Raw genomic sequence first — 16757 nt, forward strand, 5'->3', positions numbered from 1 at the left:
CTACCCAAATCTGGTTGGCAACAGATTTTTCCCACCTCGCCTCGCCTTTGTCGCAAGGGAAGCTAAAATGTGCGATACAGGCTCGCTCTTGCCCCCAACACCGCCAAACCGACGAACGAGGTCAGAGCCGTGAGGGACCCATCGACCACACAGGCACAGCCCATACGACAGACTCGGCCGAACGAGCAGCTGCTCTTGGGCCGTTACCGCGTCATGTCCTCATGCGGAACGGGAGGCTTCGGCACGGTTCTGACCTGTTGGGACACCAGGCTCCAGCGTCGGGTCGCCATCAAGCGCATGCCACTCGCAATACGGGGCGTGTACAGCGGCGGGGCAGCGACCATGAGCGAAGCCCTTGCCGAGGCACGGACCTCGAGCATGCTCGCGCATCCCAACATCGTCACCATGTTTGACTTCGAGAACGACCACGACTACGCGTACCTGGTCATGGAGTACGTCGACGGCATGACGCTTACCGAGCTGCTCTCCCGCGTCGAGGGGGGCACCCTCACCGCCGACGAGTGTGCCTACATGGTTCGATCGCTCTGCGACGCCTTGGCGTTCGCCCACGAGAACGGCGTGCTGCACCTGGACATAAAGCCGTCGAACATCATGTTCGACCGTTCGGGTGCGGTCAAGCTCTGCGACTTCGGCATGGCGACGCTCGCCTCGGCCACGGGCTATGGGGACGCGCGGGGGGGCACCATCGGCTACATGCCCCCCGAACAGATCGAAGGCGGCCTGGTCGACGAGAGAAGCGACGTGTTCGCGCTCGCCGTCGTCGCCTGGTACGCACTGACGGGCGATAACCCCTTTGCAGCAGGGACGGCTGAGGAGTCCCTGGCAAAGATCGAGCGGGGGGCCCGGCGCAAGCCCTCGAAGGCGAACCCGTCCCTTGCGGGCATGGCCGAGGAGGTCCTGCTGCAGTCGGTCTCGGCCAGCCCCTCCGGGCGCCTGCCCTCTGTGGACGCGTTCTCGAATGAGCTGGTCTTTGGTCTGGGGGATGCGGATGAGGGGGCGTCGTCGATCAGGGGCCTCCTCGAGCAGACGACGGACGACGAGGGCGACGGGATGGCCGAGAGGGACCTGCGCGCCCTGCCCGTGGCCTACCGCTATCCCTGGCTCTCGGGCTGCGTGGCGCGCATGGGGGCGGCGGCGGGCAGCGTTCTCGTAGCCTACCAGGCCCTCCCCTTCGCCTTGGGCGATGGCCCACAGACCACCCTGATGGGATGCGCGCTCGTCGCGGCATGCGCCGCCGCATGGACCCCCCTGGGAAGCATACTCGCCATGGCGGCATGCGTCTGTGCCCTTGCGAACGGTGCGCAAGACGCTACGGAAGTCCTGCTCCCAACGGCCCTGGGCGCAGCGACGCTCGCGTGGTGGATCGCAATCGGCAGGTCAGAGCGACTCGCAGCCACCGCGCTGCTGGCGCCCGCGGTGCTGGTGTGCCCCGGTGCGGGGGCGGGACTGGCCGCCATGGCCCTCACTCCCCTGCGCGCCGCCTTCACGTCGGTGCTTGCGTACCTCTTCGCCCTGCTGTTCAGGGCTTGCCTGGCCTCGGGCTTCGCTGCGGGGCCCGTTGCGCAGGACCTCCTCGGCCAGCTGGTCACCACAGGCACGTGGGTCGCCATCGCGGGAGTCGCGGCTGCGGCGGGGGCAGCGGGGGCGATTGACCGCTGGAGGGGCACGGTCGCGTCGGGAATCGCGGGACAGATCCTGGGGCTCGTGGTGCTCGTGGCAGCGCAGGTCGTGGCGGTGCGAGTGGAGAATGGCGGCATATGGGCAGCTCCAAAGTGGAGTGCCGTTGCGATTGAGGTACTCTTGACTGTACTTTTGTGCCTGGCAACCCACCTGAGGGGCCCTCGAGGCGAGGGCGAGGAGGTTGAGGACATACATGAACTTGCTTAGGACGTTCGAGAGTCGCGTAAGCGACGCCTTTGGCGGGGCGCCGCAGGGCTACACCGCCCCGTTCTCGTTCAGGAAGCTTGCCAAGAAGGCCGCCCGTGAACTCGAGGCCGAAACGTACGAGATCGATGGCATCGACACCGCACCGGCCCTGTACACCATCCTCGTCTCGAGCGCAGACGACGTGGCCATGAGGCCCCTGTACGCCCAGCTCACCCAGGAGATAACCGCCTTCGTCGAGGCGCAGGCGCAGTCCAGGAGCTACGTCTTCGTCGGTAAGCCCCTTGCACGCTTCATGGTCGACCCCTCGCTCAGGAGCGGCAAGTTCGCCGTGTTTGCCGAGAACGTGGACGCGTCCACCCTCGCGCGCCTGCGGGCAGAGGAGGACGCGTTCCTGTCAGGTTCCATGGGTCTGGGCGGCGCCGCAAAGGCGATGGCGCAAGACGTCGTGGAGGCGCCGCGGCCCGTCGCCGCTGCAGCGCAGGAACAGCCGAGGTCCATCCCCGAGCCCGAAGGGTCCGCAAAGGGCGAGGGGGCGGCGGCCGGCAGCGGTGACGTCGTGCCTACGCCGAAGGGCCGGGTCTCCGTCGCACGCCATGGCACGCGCCGCAGCGACGTCGCCGCCATACGCGACGAGACGGCGGCGGGTGAGTTTGCGCCGCTGGTCGGCAACATCTCCTCCGACGCCTCCGCGGGGCTCAACGTCATTCCGGACAGCGTGCTGGACGGGGTGATGGCGAGCCCTGCCGCCGCGATGGACGTCCCCGCGACCCAGCGCAGGAACGTCCCCCTGGTCAACCCCCAGCGGGCGCAGGCCCAAGCACAGGTCGCCGTTGAAGCCGATGCGCCGGGCTGCCTGCTGATCGACCACCAGAGCGGACGCACCTACAACGCGAAGGCGCCCTCGACCATCGTGGGCCGCGAGCGCACCCCGGGCGGCATCGTGCTGCGTGACCCCAACGTCTCGCGGCGGCACGCCGAGCTTAGCTATGACGGGGGCAGCTGGCACCTCAGGGACCTGGGGTCCACCAACGGGACCCTCGTGAACGACACGGACGTCGACAGCTGCATCCTGCATGACGGCGACCTCATCACTGTCGGCCTCATGAACCTCGAGTTCAGGGAGGGCTGACATGATCGACCTCGTCCTGTTCGCAGGTCGTCTCGTGCTCGTCGTCCTGCTCTACGCCTTCCTCCTCACCGTCGCCAAGACGGGCATCGGCTTGGTGCGCGGACAGCGTCGTGATGCCGCCATCTGGTCCGTCGACGTGGAGAAGGGGACCAAGTCCCTGCGGGGCCTGCACGTCGACGTGCTGGGACCCGTCGTCATCGGACGCGCGCCGTCCTCGGACATCGTGATAGACGAGCCGTTCGTCTCCGCAGCACACGCGCGCTTCACCCTACAGGGCCCGGCACTCGTCCTCGAGGACCTGGGCTCAACCAACGGGACCCTCGTGAACGGCCACCCCATCGGGCAGCCGGTGACGCTGCGCGACGGGGACGAGATACAGATCGGTGACGCGATCATGCGTGCGAGCCGCCGATGACGGGCATCCCCCTACATAGGACGGACTTCGAGACGATGCTTTCCGGGCACGGTCGCAAGGAGCCCGTCAACAGTCCGGGCCATGACACCCTGCCCCTGGAGAGTCGCGAGGGCGGTGACGCCAGGAGCGGGGCCACATCGAGCATCGCCTGGGGTGCGCGCACGGACGTCGGGCTGGTGCGCGGACACAACGAGGATTCCTTCCTTGTCCAGCCCCCCGTGTTCGCCGTGTGCGACGGAATGGGCGGCCATGCCGCCGGGGAGGTCGCCAGCAGCATCTCCGTGCAGACCATCGGCGCACGGGCGCCCATTCATGCCGACGACGTGCTGCTGGGCGCCGCCGTGGAAGCCGCCAATGCCGCCGTCATCGAGGGTGCCGCCCAAGGCCTGGGCAAGCCGGGGATGGGATGCACGGCATCCTGCGTGCACATCGAGGGCAGCAAGGTAGCCGTTGCACACGTAGGTGACTCACGCATCTACCTGCTCCACCAAGGGACCCTGGTACGGCTGACTCACGACCACTCCTATGTCGAGGAGCTGGTCGACGCCGGTGAGATCACCGCAGACGAGGCCCGGGTCCACCCCTCGCGCTCGGTCATTACCCGCGCCCTGGGCTCGGACCCGGACATGTACGCCGATCACTTCACGCTCGACATATCTGCGGGGGATCGCATCGTCCTCTGTTCCGACGGCCTCTCGTCCATGGTGGAGGACTCAGAAATAGAGGCGATAGCCGTGTCGAGCGCATTGCCTCAGACGGCGGCCGACAACCTCGTCGCTGCGGCGCTCGAGGCAGGCGGCCATGACAACGTCACCGTCGTGGTGGTAGACGTCAACGATGACGGACTCGCCGAGGTTCATCGCAGGCAGCGCAGGCGCTGGCTTTTTGACGCGGGCGTCGTCGGCCTCGTGCTCGCCGCTGCACTCATAGGCGTCAGCGCGGCCTTCGTTAACGCGTCCTGGTATCTGGCGGACCACAACGGGACCGTCGCCGTCTATCACGGCGTCCAGGGCGACATCCTTGGATTCCAGCTGTCGAGCCTCTCGTCCACGAGCTCCGTCGAGACGAAGGACCTCCCGACGAGCGTGCAGGACAGCCTGAGGGACGGGTTGCGCGTAGGCAGCGAGGAGGAGGCCCGCGTGACCATAGAGAGCTACCGCGACCAGATCGACGCTGACAAGAGCGCCGCCGCAGTAACTGCAGACCGCTCCAAGACCGGAACCGACACCAGCTCCGCCAACCCGGCGACCCCCGAGGGCGAGACGGATGGCGGCAGGCAGACGACGGGCGAGGGGGGCAGGTAGGTGGCCATGCACCAGCCGAACACCAGAAGGAACATCGAGTTAGGCCTGCTCGCCGTGGCAGCGGTGCCCGTGCTGCTCCTTTACGCCATGTACGTGACGAACATGGCCATCGAGCTGAGCGTGGCGTCGCTTGCGGTGCCCATAGGGCTTTGCGCAGCGTTCGTCGCGGCACACGTCGCCGTCAGGAAGTTCGCGCCCGGGGCAGACCCGGCCATCTTGCCCATCGTGTTTCTGCTCTCGGGCATCGGGATAGCCTTCGTCACGCGGCTGGCGCCCAACCTGGCGGTCAGTCAGGTGGTATGGCTGTTTGTCTCGGTAGCGGCCATGGTGGCAACGCTCGTCGCGGTACCCAGCATCGAGACATTGGGCGAGTACAAGTTCACGATGGGGATAGCCGGCGTGGCGCTGCTGCTGCTGCCCATGTTCGTAGGCACCGAGATAGGCGGATCCAAGCTCTGGATCGTGCTGGGGCCCCTCTCGTTCCAGCCGGGTGAGGTCGCCAAGATCCTCATCGTCCTGTTCCTTGCCGCCTACCTGGCCGAGAACCGCGAGCTTCTCTCGGCATCCTCCCGAAGGATCGGGCCGGTGGCCCTGCCCCGACCCCGTATGCTCGCCCCCATGCTCGTCATGTGGGGCATCGCCCTGCTCGTCGTCATCTTCGAGCGTGACCTGGGCAGCGCCCTCCTGTTCTTCACCTTCTTCGTCATCATGCTCTACGTGTGCACCGGCCGCGTGAGCTACGTGATCGCCTTCTTGGTCCTGCTGTTGCTGGGCGGGGCCTTCTGCTACACGCTGTTCGGCCATGTCCAGACGCGTGTGCAGATCTGGCTCGACCCGTTTTCCGACCCCTCCAACAAGGGGCTGCAGATCGTCCAGTCGCTCTACTCGCTTGCGGACGGCAAGCTGACGGGCGCGGGCATCGGGCGCGGCATGCCCACCCTCATCCCCGTCGTCGAATCCGACTTCATCTTCTCCGCCATTGGCGAGGAGATGGGCCTCCTGGGAGCCTCGGGCGTGCTCATCTGCTACATCCTCCTCGCCGTGAGGGGCCTTGCCACCGCAGCGCGAGCCAAGTCCGACGTCTCGGCATTCACCGCCGTCGGCCTGACGGCTGCCATCGTAGTGCAGGCCTTCCTCATCGTCGGTGGCGTGACGAAGCTCCTTCCGCTCACGGGCGTGACGCTCCCCTTCATGAGCCAGGGCGGCAGCTCCCTGCTCGCCAGCTTCATCATCATCGCACTGCTCCTCAAGACAGGTGACGAGGGTACGGGACGCGAGGCCCCCATCCAGACCACGGGCACCGCCGAGCGCGAGACCTACATCCCGGCCGAGGCGGGGGGGCACCGTGCCGCAGTAGTGCGTGGGAGCCACGCGCGCGGGAGCTTTGGCATGCTCACGCCCGAGTCCGGCGTGCTGGGGCGCGTGGCGCTGGGCAACCGCCTCGTCGCCCTCCTCGGCACCTTCACGCTCATGTTCGCCCTACTTGTCGCCAACCTGACCTATATCCAAGTCATCAGGGCCGGCTATTACCAAAACCTGCCAGGCAACAACCACACCATCGCTCGGACCTCCTCGATCAAGCGCGGGGCCATCATCACGTCCGATGGGGTCACCTACGCCGAGTCGACCCTCCAGGAGGACGGCAGGTACCAGCGCAGCTACCCTCAGGGCTCCGTGGCGGCACACACCGTGGGCTATCTTTCCACGCGCTACGGGGCGTCAGGGATCGAGGCCTCGCTCAACGACGTCCTCGTCGGGCATGCCGACTACAGCTCCTGGACCAACGCACTGTACTCGCTGGCGGGAACACAGATGCCAGGCTCCTCCGTCGTCCTCACCCTCAACTCCCAGATGCAGAAGGCCGCAGAGAACGCCCTCGAGGGCTACAGGGGAGCCGTCGCGGTACTTGACCCGACAACCGGAGCCGTGCTCGCAAAGGCATCCAACCCGTCCTTCGACCTGACGAACGTAGATGACGCCATGACCTCTGACACCACGGACGGGTCGCTGGTCGATCGCGCGACGCAGACGCTCTACACACCTGGTTCCACCTTCAAGGCCCTCTCCCTGGCAGCGGCACTCGATTCGGGAACGGCCACACTCGAAAGCAGCTATGACGCACCGGCAAGCATCGATATCGGTGGTGCGGCGGTCACCAACATCGACGGGGAGGAGTGGGACTCCCTCACCCTGAAGGAGGCCCTTGCCTACTCCGCGAACACCGTATACGGCCAGCTTGGCACGGAGCTGGGCGCTGACCGGCTCGTAAGCTATGCGAAGGCCTTTGGCTACGGCAGCAAGCTGGGCCAAGACTTCTCGACCATGGCGTCACTCATGCCCGACCCTTCCGAGATGACCGAGTGGGAGACCGCATGGGCAGCCATCGGCCAGCCAGTCGGCATGCACGAGAGTCCCGCCGGCCCCCAGACCACGGTCATGCAGAACGCCGTCATGGTGGCCGCGATCGCCAACAACGGCATCGCCATGAACCCCTACGTCGTGGACCACATCCTCTCCCCCGAGGGCGCGACGACATCCAAGACCCAAGCGAAGTCTCTGGGCCAGGCAGTCTCGGCGCAGACGGCAGGCCAGGTCAAGGAGGCTATGTTGGCGGTCGTCGAGGGGGGGACCGGAGGCGCCGCGCGCGTGAGCGGCGTCAGGGTCGCCGGCAAGACGGGCACCGCGGAGACGAGCGGCACGGTCAGCAACTCGCTGTTCGTCGGATTCGCACCCTACGACCAGCCGACGCTCGCCATCTCCGTCTGCCTCGAGGGTTCGGAGGGCCAGGACGTACACGGGAAGGCGGCGTCGGTCGCGGGCGAGGTGCTGGCGGCCTGCCTGAACGTTCAGGCGCTGGGGGCGGCGTCGTAGGGGCACGCGAGAGAGGCGAGGTCGCGCGGCCAGGTCGCGCTCGGGATAGGAGAGACGATGTCAGAGAGAGTTTTGGGCGGCAGGTACACGGTTCAGGACAAGATAGGCACGGGTGGCATGGCCATCGTCTATCGCGGCCTGGACAACGTGCTCGGGCGGACCGTGGCCATCAAGACCATGCTGCCACAGTACGCTGCCGACCCCTCGTTCGCGGCCCGCTTCAAGCAGGAGGCGCAGGCCGCCGCGGCGCTCCAGAGCCCGTACATCGTCTCGGTGTACGACTGGGGCAAAGACGGGGACACCTACTACATTGCCATGGAGTACCTCCGTGGCACCGACCTCAAGAGCGGCATACGCAAGCACGGCGCCCTCGACGGCAAGAAGGTCGCCCAGATCGGCTCCCAGATCGCCCAGGCGCTCTCGGTCGCCCACCGTCACGACATCATCCACCGTGACATCAAGCCGCAGAACATCATGGTCCAGCCGGACGGCAACATCAAGGTGATGGACTTCGGCATCGCCCGTGCGAAGAACAGCCACCTGACGACGGACAACTCCGTGCTGGGAACGGCGCACTACGTCTCCCCCGAGCAGACGCAGGGCAAGGAGCTGGGTCCCACGACGGACATCTACTCGCTGGGCATCGTCATGTACGAGGCCGCAACGGGGTCGGTTCCCTTCGACGGCGACGACGCGATCTCAGTCGCGCTCAAGCAGGTCAACGAGCAGCCGATGCCCCCCAGCCAGCGCAACCCCGCCGTCGACGCCCCGCTCGAGGCCATCATCCTCAAGTGCATGCAGAAGGACCCCAGCGACCGCTTCCAGTCGGCCGACGAGCTCTACCATGTCCTGCGCGACTACCTCGCCGGACGTGTCGCCGCCGTCAACAACGCCACCGCCATGCTCCCCGTCGCCGCCACGACCCCGGTCGCGACGCCCATCCCGGCAACCACCGGCTCGACCGCGCAGATGGCGGCTGTAGAGCCGCTCAGCCGCGTCAAGACGCAGACGGCCACCGAGAGGGCGCAGGCGCAGGTCGAGGAGCGCGAGCGGAAGCACCGCCGGCACGTAGTCATCGGCGCCATAGTCGGCGCCATAGCGCTCGTTGGCATCATCGTCGGGCTCTTCTCCATCTTTGGCTCCAACAACCAGACGCGGCCGGTCCCCAACCTGCTGAACCTCACCGAGGAGCAGGCGCTCTCGACAATCGCGGCGGACGACTTCTTCCAGAAGGGCACGGTGAAGTCACAGTACAGCAGCACGGTCGCAAAGGGCCTGGTCATAGACCAGACCCCGGACCAGGGCACCAACGCCAGCAGGGGCACCCAGATAGACATCGTCGTCTCGAAGGGGGAGGAGCCCGCTGCGCCGGTCACGGTGCCCGACCTCAAGGGCATGACGCCGTCGGAGGCAGAGGCAGCCCTCACGAAGGTGGGCCTCAAGGGCCAGGCGGGCGACTCCGTCTATGCCGAGGGGGTCGACGTGGGAACCATCGCGACCCAGAGCCCCGCGGCCAACAGCTCGGCCAAGGCCGGGGACACCGTCACCTACCAGCTTTCCAAAGGTACCGAGCAGGTCGAGGTCCCAAGCGTCGTCGGTGACGGGGAGAACGGCGCCACCAGCACGCTTGAGGCCGCAGGCTTTGGCGTCACCACGGAGTACGAGGCGAGCGATAGCGTCGACAAGGGCTACGTCATCAGCCAGTCACCCTCATCGGGCACCGCCGACAAGGGATCCACCGTCACCATCAAGGTGTCCACGGGCCCCACCACCATCGACGCGTCCCAGTACGTTGGCGCAAGCGAGGGCTCTGCCACAAGTGCCCTCCAGAACAAGGGCGTCACGGTCACGGTCGAGTACAAGTCCAGTGGCAGCCACGCTGCTGGTACCGTCATAAGCGTCTCGCCCAGCTCCACCAAGAAGGGGGGGTCGGTCACCCTCACGGTCTCCAGCGGGAGCGCGTCAGGCGGCACGGACACTAACGGTGGGGGCTCCTCCAACAACGGTTCTGGAGGCACGGGGAACAATGGGGGGACGCCGTCGTCATAGGGAGGTCGGGCCAAGGTGATCCCCCATGTCATGACATAAGCTCTAGTAAAGAAGGCAGCCCGGGACGCGTATCCCCGGGCTGCTAGCTTTCTGGTGACCCCGATTGGATTCGAACCAACGACACCAGGTTTAGGAAACCTGTGCTCTATCCCCTGAGCTACGGGGCCGTGACAACACATTCTAGCATCACTCGAACGCGAGGGGCGTCGGAATTGCCCTCGCTCTGGGACTACTTGTGCTGCTCGTGTCGCGAGAAGAGGCCCCGGCGGCGGTCCGCCTTGGCCTCCGACCTCTCGGCCCGCTCCCTCGCGAACTCCTTGGCGTCGGCCTCGAGCACCTGGCTGACCTTCTTGTTGGTCATGGCCGCGACGGCCTTGTCAGCAGCGTTGCGCAGCGGGCGAACCTTGCGCCAGTCATAGATGAAGGCGATGACTATGCAGGCGTAGGCAGCCGTGACAAGCAGGACCATAACGATGCCCGCAGGTGAGGTTGGATTGTTCGCGGCGTCGGCGAAGTTGGCACCTATGACCCAGGAGAGAACCGTGCATGCCAGACCCACTCCCAGAAGGATCCACCAGACGCGCTGGCCACGCCTGTAGCGCACGTCCTGTCCCAGAAGGACGCGTGACGCGGTGCGCCTGCGATCTTCGGCGTCGCGGCGGGCCCTGCGGTACTCCCTCCTCTCCTCCTTGCTCATGGCCGACTCGGCCTTGCCGGTCTTGCTTCCCTTGGCCGAAACCGTACGCACGCCCGAGGCCGCCTCGCGGCTGGGCTTGGCGCGGGCGGTGGACCTGCGGCTGAAGCCACCCCTCTCATCGGCATCGTCAGTGGCTTCGCGGCTCTGTATGCAGTCACCCTTGGCCGTAGGCTTGGGTAGGGTGCCCGCCTCCTCGGCCTCCTTCTTTGCGGCGTTGATGGTATCGAGCAGAGACATTAGGCTTCCTTCATCGGAACGAACTTCTCACCGGTAATGATCTCGAAGGCCTCCTGGTAGCGTCGCGAGGTTCCCTCGACGACCTCTTGGGGCAGGTGGGGCGGTTCGCCCGTCATATCCCAGTTGGCCCTGAGCCAATCGCGTACGTATTGCTTGTCGTAGCTGGGCTGAACCTTGCCGGGCTCGTAGCCGGCAACAGGCCAGAAGCGGCTCGAGTCGGGGGTCAGACACTCGTCGATGAGCGTAAGACGGCCGTCGACGTAACCAAATTCGAACTTGGTGTCGGCGATGATGACCCCCCTGGTCGCCGCATAGTCCGCAGCCGCCACGTAGATCTTGAGCGAGGCGCTGCGCAGCTGTTGTGCCACCCGATCTCCTACCAGCTCCTCGCAGCGGTCGAACGAGATGTTCTCGTCGTGGTCGCCCAAGGCGGCCTTGGTGGAGGGAGTGAAGATGGGATCGGGGAGCTTAAAGGCCTCGTCCAGACCGACCGGCATCTGGATGCCGCATACGGTACCATCCTGGTCGTAGGTCTTCTTGCCCGAGCCCGTGAGGTAGCCTCGAACGATGGCTTCGACGGGGACCGTCTGGGCCTTCTTGACGAGCATCGAGCGACCGACGAGGTAGTCAGCGTAGCGCTGGTACTCCTCCGGATAGTCGGCGACGTCCATCGAAACCAGGTGGTTGGGCACGAGGCTAGAGAACTTGTCAAACCAGAACGCCGAGATGCGGGTGAGGATCTCACCCTTGTACGGGATCTCGTCTGGGAGGATGAAGTCAAACGCGCTGATGCGATCGCTTGCCACCATGAGCAAGCTGTCACCGCAATCGTAGATGTCGCGAACCTTGCCGTGAGAATCCGGGCGAAGCTCCATGGCTCTCATTAGCTGTTCCCCCTCGGGACGGGACGTGGCACAAGGTGCGTCCCCATTGTGAATAGTCACACTGATTGTAAAGGATACGACGCAGGCGTCCACAGTCGCTTGGTTCCTACGTCACGCAATGTAAACGACACCGGGCGGGCCTTAGGGACGATGGGTGATCTGGGGCCCCTGGCGATCGTCGGTGGCAGGCGCCTTGTGCGGCCTATCCTTGCGCTCGAGGGGGACATGGATGGTGAAGGTGGTGCCCTTGTCCAGTTCGGACTCCACGGAGATGGTGCCCTTGTGCTTGTCGACGATCTCCTTCGTCAACGCCAGCCCCACGCCCAGGCCGCCGGAGACGCGCTCACGGCTGGCGTCGGAGCGCCAGAAGCGCGAGAACACGCGCGGGATGTCCTCCCTTGCGATGCCGATGCCGGTGTCTTGGACCGAGACGCGCGCCTCCCCGCGCGGGCGGTCCCGCTCGACGCTCACGACGACCCATCCGCCCTCGGGCGTGTAGCGCATGGCATTCGACATGATGTTGGTGATAGCCTCGCGAATGAGATCCGCATCCATGTCGACGAAGCACTCGCCCTCGGCGGTCTTGTCGTCGAAGCGCAGGCGCAGGCCCTTGTCGGCGAACATCCGCTCCTGCATGGAGACCAGACTCTTCACCAGGTAGACGAGGTCATCGCTCTTGACCTTGAGCTGACGTGTGCCGTTCTCTATGCGTGACAGGTGCAGCATCGCGTCCACCAGGCGAGAGAGCCTGCGCACCTCCTCGGCGACGGTCTCGAGATGCTCGTCGTCGGTGGGCAGGACCCCGTCCTGCATCGCCTCGACGGTGGCGAGCATGGCCATGAGGGGAGTACGCAGCTCATGGGCTACGTCGCTGGTCAGGCGATGCTCGAACTTTATGTCACGCTCCAACTCGCTGCACATGCTGTCGAAGGTCTCCCCCAGGCAGCCTATCTCGTCGTCGCCGCGCAGTCCGGTGCGTGCCGAGAGGTCACCGCTCCTTATCTGCGACGCCGTGGAGGTGATCTTCTTTATGGGTTTGGTCAGTGTGCGCGATGCGGTGTAGGCCATGCCGCATGCGACCAGGATGGCGACGCCCGCCGCGCCCAGGATCGCACCGTAGGAGTTCATCCGGAACGCGGCGTCCGACTTGGTCAGGAGCGCCTCGGAGCCAAAGGCCCACAGACGGACCGTGCCGACCTTCGCACCCGAAAGCGTCACCACGTCGGCAGAGACGACAGAGTCGGCGCCGGTGGGAACGCCCACGACGTCATCGGTCTCCTCGGCAGGAGGCGAGGCGGCGGACCTCTCGGAGCCGCTGCCCGACCAGGTGTCGTCATAGAGGATTTTTCCGTTCGCGTCCAAGATCTGCATGCCGACGTCATTCGGTACCGCAAGAGAGCTGTGCGCGTAGTCGAGCGTGGCGCTTGTCCAGCCGCCCTGCTCTTGATATTCGGCAGAGATGGCCGCCGCAAGCTGCTGGGCGACGTGTTGCATGTTCTGACGGGTATAGCTCTGGAACTGTCCCTCCCAGACAAGCGCGAGGACGAAAGACAGTATGGCTGCGGTCATGATCGCCGTCAGGGCGAAGTAGAAGGCCATCCGCCCCGAGAAGGTCTTTACGGGACGGCCTGGCCTGACGTCATGGCGCATGGTATTGAACGACGCCTTGGGCGCATCGAAGCCCTGCGCACCCAGGTCATCATACGCACGGTCAATGAGGTTGTCGAAGTCCGCCGCCACGGGCGCTACTTCTCGCCTGCGGGAGCAGCACCCTTCTGGGCGGATTCGAAGCGATAGCCGACGCCATGGACGGTGTAGAGCCAACGCGGGTTGCGGGGGTCGTCGCCGAGCTTGGCGCGCAGGTTCTTGACGTGGGAGTCGATCGTGCGCTCATAGCCCTCGAAATCGTAGCCCAGAACCTTCTCGACCAGCTCCATGCGGGTGTAGACGCGACCCGGATAGCGCGCGAGGGTGGTGAGGAGCTTGAACTCGGATGCGGTGAGGTCAACCTCGGAACCCTCGACCATGACCTTGTGGCCAGAGATGTCTATGACAAGGTCGCCGAAGTCAAGCACCTCGAGCTGTGGCTCCGCCTCGGCGTGAGCGCGACGCAGCAGCGCGCGCACGCGGGCCACAAGCTCGCGCGGGGAGAAGGGCTTGATCACGTAGTCGTCCGCGCCAAGCTCCAGGCCGATGATGCGGTCCTCCACCTCTCCCTTGGCGGTCAGCATGATGATGGGGACGCTCGAGGTCTCACGGACGGCACGGCAGACGCGCTCGCCAGAAAGCTTGGGGAGCATGAGGTCGAGGACGATGAGGTCGAAGGAGTGCTTCTCAAACTCCTCCAGGGCGCTCTGGCCGTCGCCGACGCCACGGACGACGTAACCCTCGCGCTCGAGGTAGGCTGCGACGGCGTCGCGGATGGCCTTTTCATCCTCGACCAGCAGGATCCTCTTCTCTTCCGAAGCCATGACGGCCCCCCTTACCCACATCCAAGCAGAATGCGTAATTTGAACGATTTTTTTGTGACACGCGTCACATTCTAGCGCAGGAGGAGGAGAAAAAGCCAGCTTTATAGCGCAAAGCTCCTCACTGTGACGTGCTTGGGATAACCGGTGTCCTCGTCCTTGACCGTAGCATAGGTAACGAAGCGCGAGCTCTCGCCCTGGGTGGCCGGATACTCGCCATAGCCGAGGCAACGGTTGGCGGCGCCCAGGATGGAGTAGGTGCGGTCGCGGCTGTTCACGACAAAGTACGATGCGTTGCTCTTGATGACGTAGGTGCCGTCCCTGCCGGTGACCGAGGCGGCGGGCTCGCGCGAGAGGGCCACGAACGGACCCCCGGCGCGACCGATGTAGGTGCCCATGGTCCCCAGGAGCCCCCCCGTGCTGTAGTTGGCCTCGATGGAGAAGGCGAAGCTCTCCCCTATGCGGACGGCATTGAGGGGCCTGACGCTCTGAGGTAGGACGAGCTGGTCCACCTGCGTCGAGAGGTCGTCGGAGAGCAGATAGGCCGTAATGCCGTAGTACACGCCAGAGGTGGCGTTGACGCGGGGGACCAGTGTCACGGTGCCGCCCGAGACCGCGGGCTCGCCGGCGAAGCGTCCCGGCGACTCGATGACGGCCTTCGCGTTGGCGTCGCCCGTGGACCACAGGTAGCAGAAGGAGTGCTCCTTGGCCTTCGGCCCCGAAACGGAAGGCATGATCTCCCAGATGACCTTGCCGCCTGCCACGGAGAACTTGGGTGGATCGTAGTCCGACGAGGCGCTCCAGAGCGTGGTGACGCCCCCCGTCAGAACACCGTCCGAGAAGGGGGCGGCATACAGGGTCCAGTCGTGGGTCAGGAGGTCAAGCTCCACCCAGGCGTAGGCGGAATCGGAACAGCGGACGTCGTAGATGACGACGTTGCTGGCACCCTTGGCCTGGGGCTCGGGGACGACCTCTACGACAGATCCGCTCGAGGGGGCGAACGCCGAGGCCTTGACCATGGGGGTTGCGGAGGACCCAGCCGTGGTCATGGGGATCCAGACATCGCCGCCCGCAGGATGCAGGACATTTCCCAGGGCGATGTCGTGGCTCGTCTCTTCCGTGAGGGGAAGGTCAACCACGCTGTAGTTGCTTTCGTTCGTGCTGGGGTCGATCACGTAGTCGGCCGAGGAGGTGTCAACGACCGTCGGGGGGGTGGTACCCTCGTCACTGCCCTTGCAGGCGCCCAGCACACCGACGGTAGCAGCCATGGCGCCTGCGGCGGCCGTGCTCTTGATGAGACCACGGCGCGTCACGTTGTGCGGGTGGCAGGTGGGACGTGCAACGTCATGCGGGGGGACGGGCCGGTGTAGTGGCATCTGGGGTACCTACTCGAAGCTCAGCTGTTCCAGGCGGTCAAACACGACGTCGACGCGGCCCAAGAAACTGCGGGGGTCAAAGATGCGGTCGAGCTGCTCCGGGGGGAGCGTGCACTGGGGGTCGTCCTCGAGCTTCTCGCGGAAGCTGGTGCCGCCGGAGCACCGCTGGACCTCGCGCCAGGTCTCCATAGCGTTGGCCTGCACGATCTTGTAGGCGTCCTCGCGCGTGATGCCCGTGTCCACCAGAGCCAGCAGGACCTTGGACGAATAGATCAGCCCACGGGTCTTGTCGAGGTTGGCCAGCATCTGCTCGCGGTAGAGCACCAGGCCGTCCACGATGCGAATGAGGCACTGGAACATGTGGTCGAGGGCGATGAAGCTGTCTGCCTGGGCCACGCGCTCCGCAGACGAGTGGCTGATGTCGCGCTCGTGCCAGAGGGCGACGTTGTCGAAGGCGACCTGCGCGTTGGCCTTGACCACGCGGGAGAGGCCGCAGACCTTCTCGACCGTGATGGGGTTGCGCTTGTGGGGCATGGCGCTCGAGCCCTTCTGCCCCTTGCGGAACGGCTCCTCGGCCTCGAGGGTGTCGGTCTTCTGGAGGTTGCGGATCTCCGTGGCTATGCGCTCGCAGGTGGACGCGGCGGTGGCAAGGACGCCGGCGAGGTAGGCGTGGTGGTCGCGACTGATGACCTGCGTCGAGAGCGGGTCATGGGCCAGGCCCAGGTGCCTGCAGACGTACTCCTCGACACGGGGGTCGATGCTCGAGTAGGTGCCCACCGCACCCGAGATGGCCCCAAACGCCACGTTGTCGCGGGCGCCTTTCAGCCTATCGAGGTCGCGCCTGAGCTCCCATGCCCAGCTGCCGAACTTCATGCCGAAGGTCATGGGCTCGGCATGGATGCCATGGGTGCGGCCGACACACAGGGTGTCGCGCTCCTCGAAGGCGCGGCGGCGGCAGACCTCCCCCAAGGCCCGGCAATCCTCGATCAGCAGGTCGGTGGCCTGCACCAGCTGGTAGCAGAGGGCCGTGTCGCCCAGGTCGGACGAGGTCATGCCATAGTGGACCCAACGGCTGGGCTTCGGCTGTCCGGCAGGGACGTCGCGGTCGATGTAGGAGCCCATGTTGGTCAGGAAGGCGATGACGTCGTGGTTGGTGACGCCCTCGATCTCGTCGACCTCGGCCTTGTCGAAGGCGGCGTGCGCACGGATCCAAGCGGCCTCGTCTTGGGTTATCCCGCTCTCGCCAAGCTCGGCATGCGCCTCGCAGGCCAGGACCTCGATCTCCTGCCAGATGGCATACTTGTTCTCGAGCGAGAAGATGCGTCCCATCTCAGGACGGGTGTAGCGATCGATCATCTGCGTTCCTTTCGCAGCGACGTGTGCGGTCCCTAGATTCTACCGCGTGGGACAAAGGGGCAG

At 65.6% G+C, this 16757-nt stretch carries 12 protein-coding genes and 1 tRNA gene; 6 read left to right on the plus strand and 7 right to left on the minus strand.

Going from position 1 to position 16757, the window contains the following annotated elements; translation table 11 throughout:
- Positions 1-69 precede the first annotated feature (69 nt).
- From OLSU_RS08800 to pknB, 6 genes are read left to right on the plus strand one after another with little or no spacing between them, the layout of a single operon-like run.
- On the plus strand, positions 70-1908 hold the full coding sequence (locus OLSU_RS08800; protein ID WP_148219080.1) for a serine/threonine-protein kinase: 1839 nt from the start codon (positions 70-72) through the stop codon (positions 1906-1908).
- Positions 1895-3037, plus strand: coding sequence for an FhaA domain-containing protein (locus OLSU_RS08805; RefSeq protein WP_013252593.1), 1143 nt, complete (start codon positions 1895-1897; stop codon positions 3035-3037). The genes OLSU_RS08800 and OLSU_RS08805 overlap by 14 nt, the downstream gene beginning before the upstream one ends.
- A gap of 1 nt (position 3038) precedes the next feature.
- Positions 3039-3452 carry an FHA domain-containing protein gene (locus OLSU_RS08810; RefSeq protein WP_013252594.1) on the plus strand — a complete coding sequence of 138 codons (414 nt, stop codon included), beginning with the start codon at positions 3039-3041 and terminating at the stop codon, positions 3450-3452.
- Positions 3449-4756, plus strand: a complete 1308-nt coding sequence (locus tag OLSU_RS08815) for a Stp1/IreP family PP2C-type Ser/Thr phosphatase (RefSeq protein WP_013252595.1) — start codon at positions 3449-3451, stop codon at positions 4754-4756. Before OLSU_RS08810 ends, OLSU_RS08815 begins: the two co-directional genes overlap by 4 nt.
- Before the next feature lie 6 nt (positions 4757-4762).
- The gene (locus OLSU_RS08820) at positions 4763-7627 is read left to right on the plus strand and encodes an FtsW/RodA/SpoVE family cell cycle protein (protein ID WP_041549595.1); all 2865 of its coding nucleotides are present in this window, start codon (positions 4763-4765) and stop codon (positions 7625-7627) included.
- 57 nt (positions 7628-7684) lie between these two features.
- Positions 7685-9676, plus strand: a complete 1992-nt coding sequence (gene pknB, locus OLSU_RS08825; RefSeq protein WP_013252597.1) for a Stk1 family PASTA domain-containing Ser/Thr kinase — start codon at positions 7685-7687, stop codon at positions 9674-9676.
- A gap of 91 nt (positions 9677-9767) precedes the next feature.
- Here the strand turns inward: pknB and OLSU_RS08830 are convergent.
- From OLSU_RS08830 to purB, 7 genes are all read right to left on the minus strand, one after another.
- A tRNA-Arg gene (locus OLSU_RS08830) sits at positions 9768-9843 on the minus strand.
- Between the two features lie 62 nt (positions 9844-9905).
- Entirely contained in the window at positions 9906-10610 is a 705-nt protein-coding gene (locus OLSU_RS08835; RefSeq protein WP_013252598.1) for a hypothetical protein, read from the minus strand.
- Positions 10610-11494, minus strand: a complete 885-nt coding sequence (locus OLSU_RS08840; RefSeq protein ID WP_013252599.1) for a phosphoribosylaminoimidazolesuccinocarboxamide synthase — start codon at positions 11492-11494, stop codon at positions 10610-10612. The genes OLSU_RS08835 and OLSU_RS08840 overlap by 1 nt, the downstream gene beginning before the upstream one ends.
- 141 nt (positions 11495-11635) lie before the next feature.
- Complete coding sequence (locus tag OLSU_RS08845) at positions 11636-13234, minus strand: sensor histidine kinase (protein ID WP_013252600.1); 1599 nt, start codon at positions 13232-13234, stop codon at positions 11636-11638.
- A gap of 5 nt (positions 13235-13239) precedes the next feature.
- Positions 13240-13965, minus strand: coding sequence for a response regulator transcription factor (locus OLSU_RS08850; protein ID WP_013252601.1), 726 nt, complete (start codon positions 13963-13965; stop codon positions 13240-13242).
- Positions 13966-14066: 101 nt separating this feature from the next.
- The gene (locus OLSU_RS08855; RefSeq protein ID WP_013252602.1) at positions 14067-15338 is read right to left on the minus strand and encodes a hypothetical protein; all 1272 of its coding nucleotides are present in this window, start codon (positions 15336-15338) and stop codon (positions 14067-14069) included.
- A 9-nt stretch (positions 15339-15347) separates the two neighbouring features.
- Entirely contained in the window at positions 15348-16694 is a 1347-nt protein-coding gene (purB, locus tag OLSU_RS08860; RefSeq protein ID WP_013252603.1) for an adenylosuccinate lyase, read from the minus strand.
- Positions 16695-16757 lie beyond the last annotated feature (63 nt).

The organism is Olsenella uli DSM 7084, from assembly GCF_000143845.1.
GTDB lineage: Bacteria > Actinomycetota > Coriobacteriia > Coriobacteriales > Atopobiaceae > Olsenella > Olsenella uli.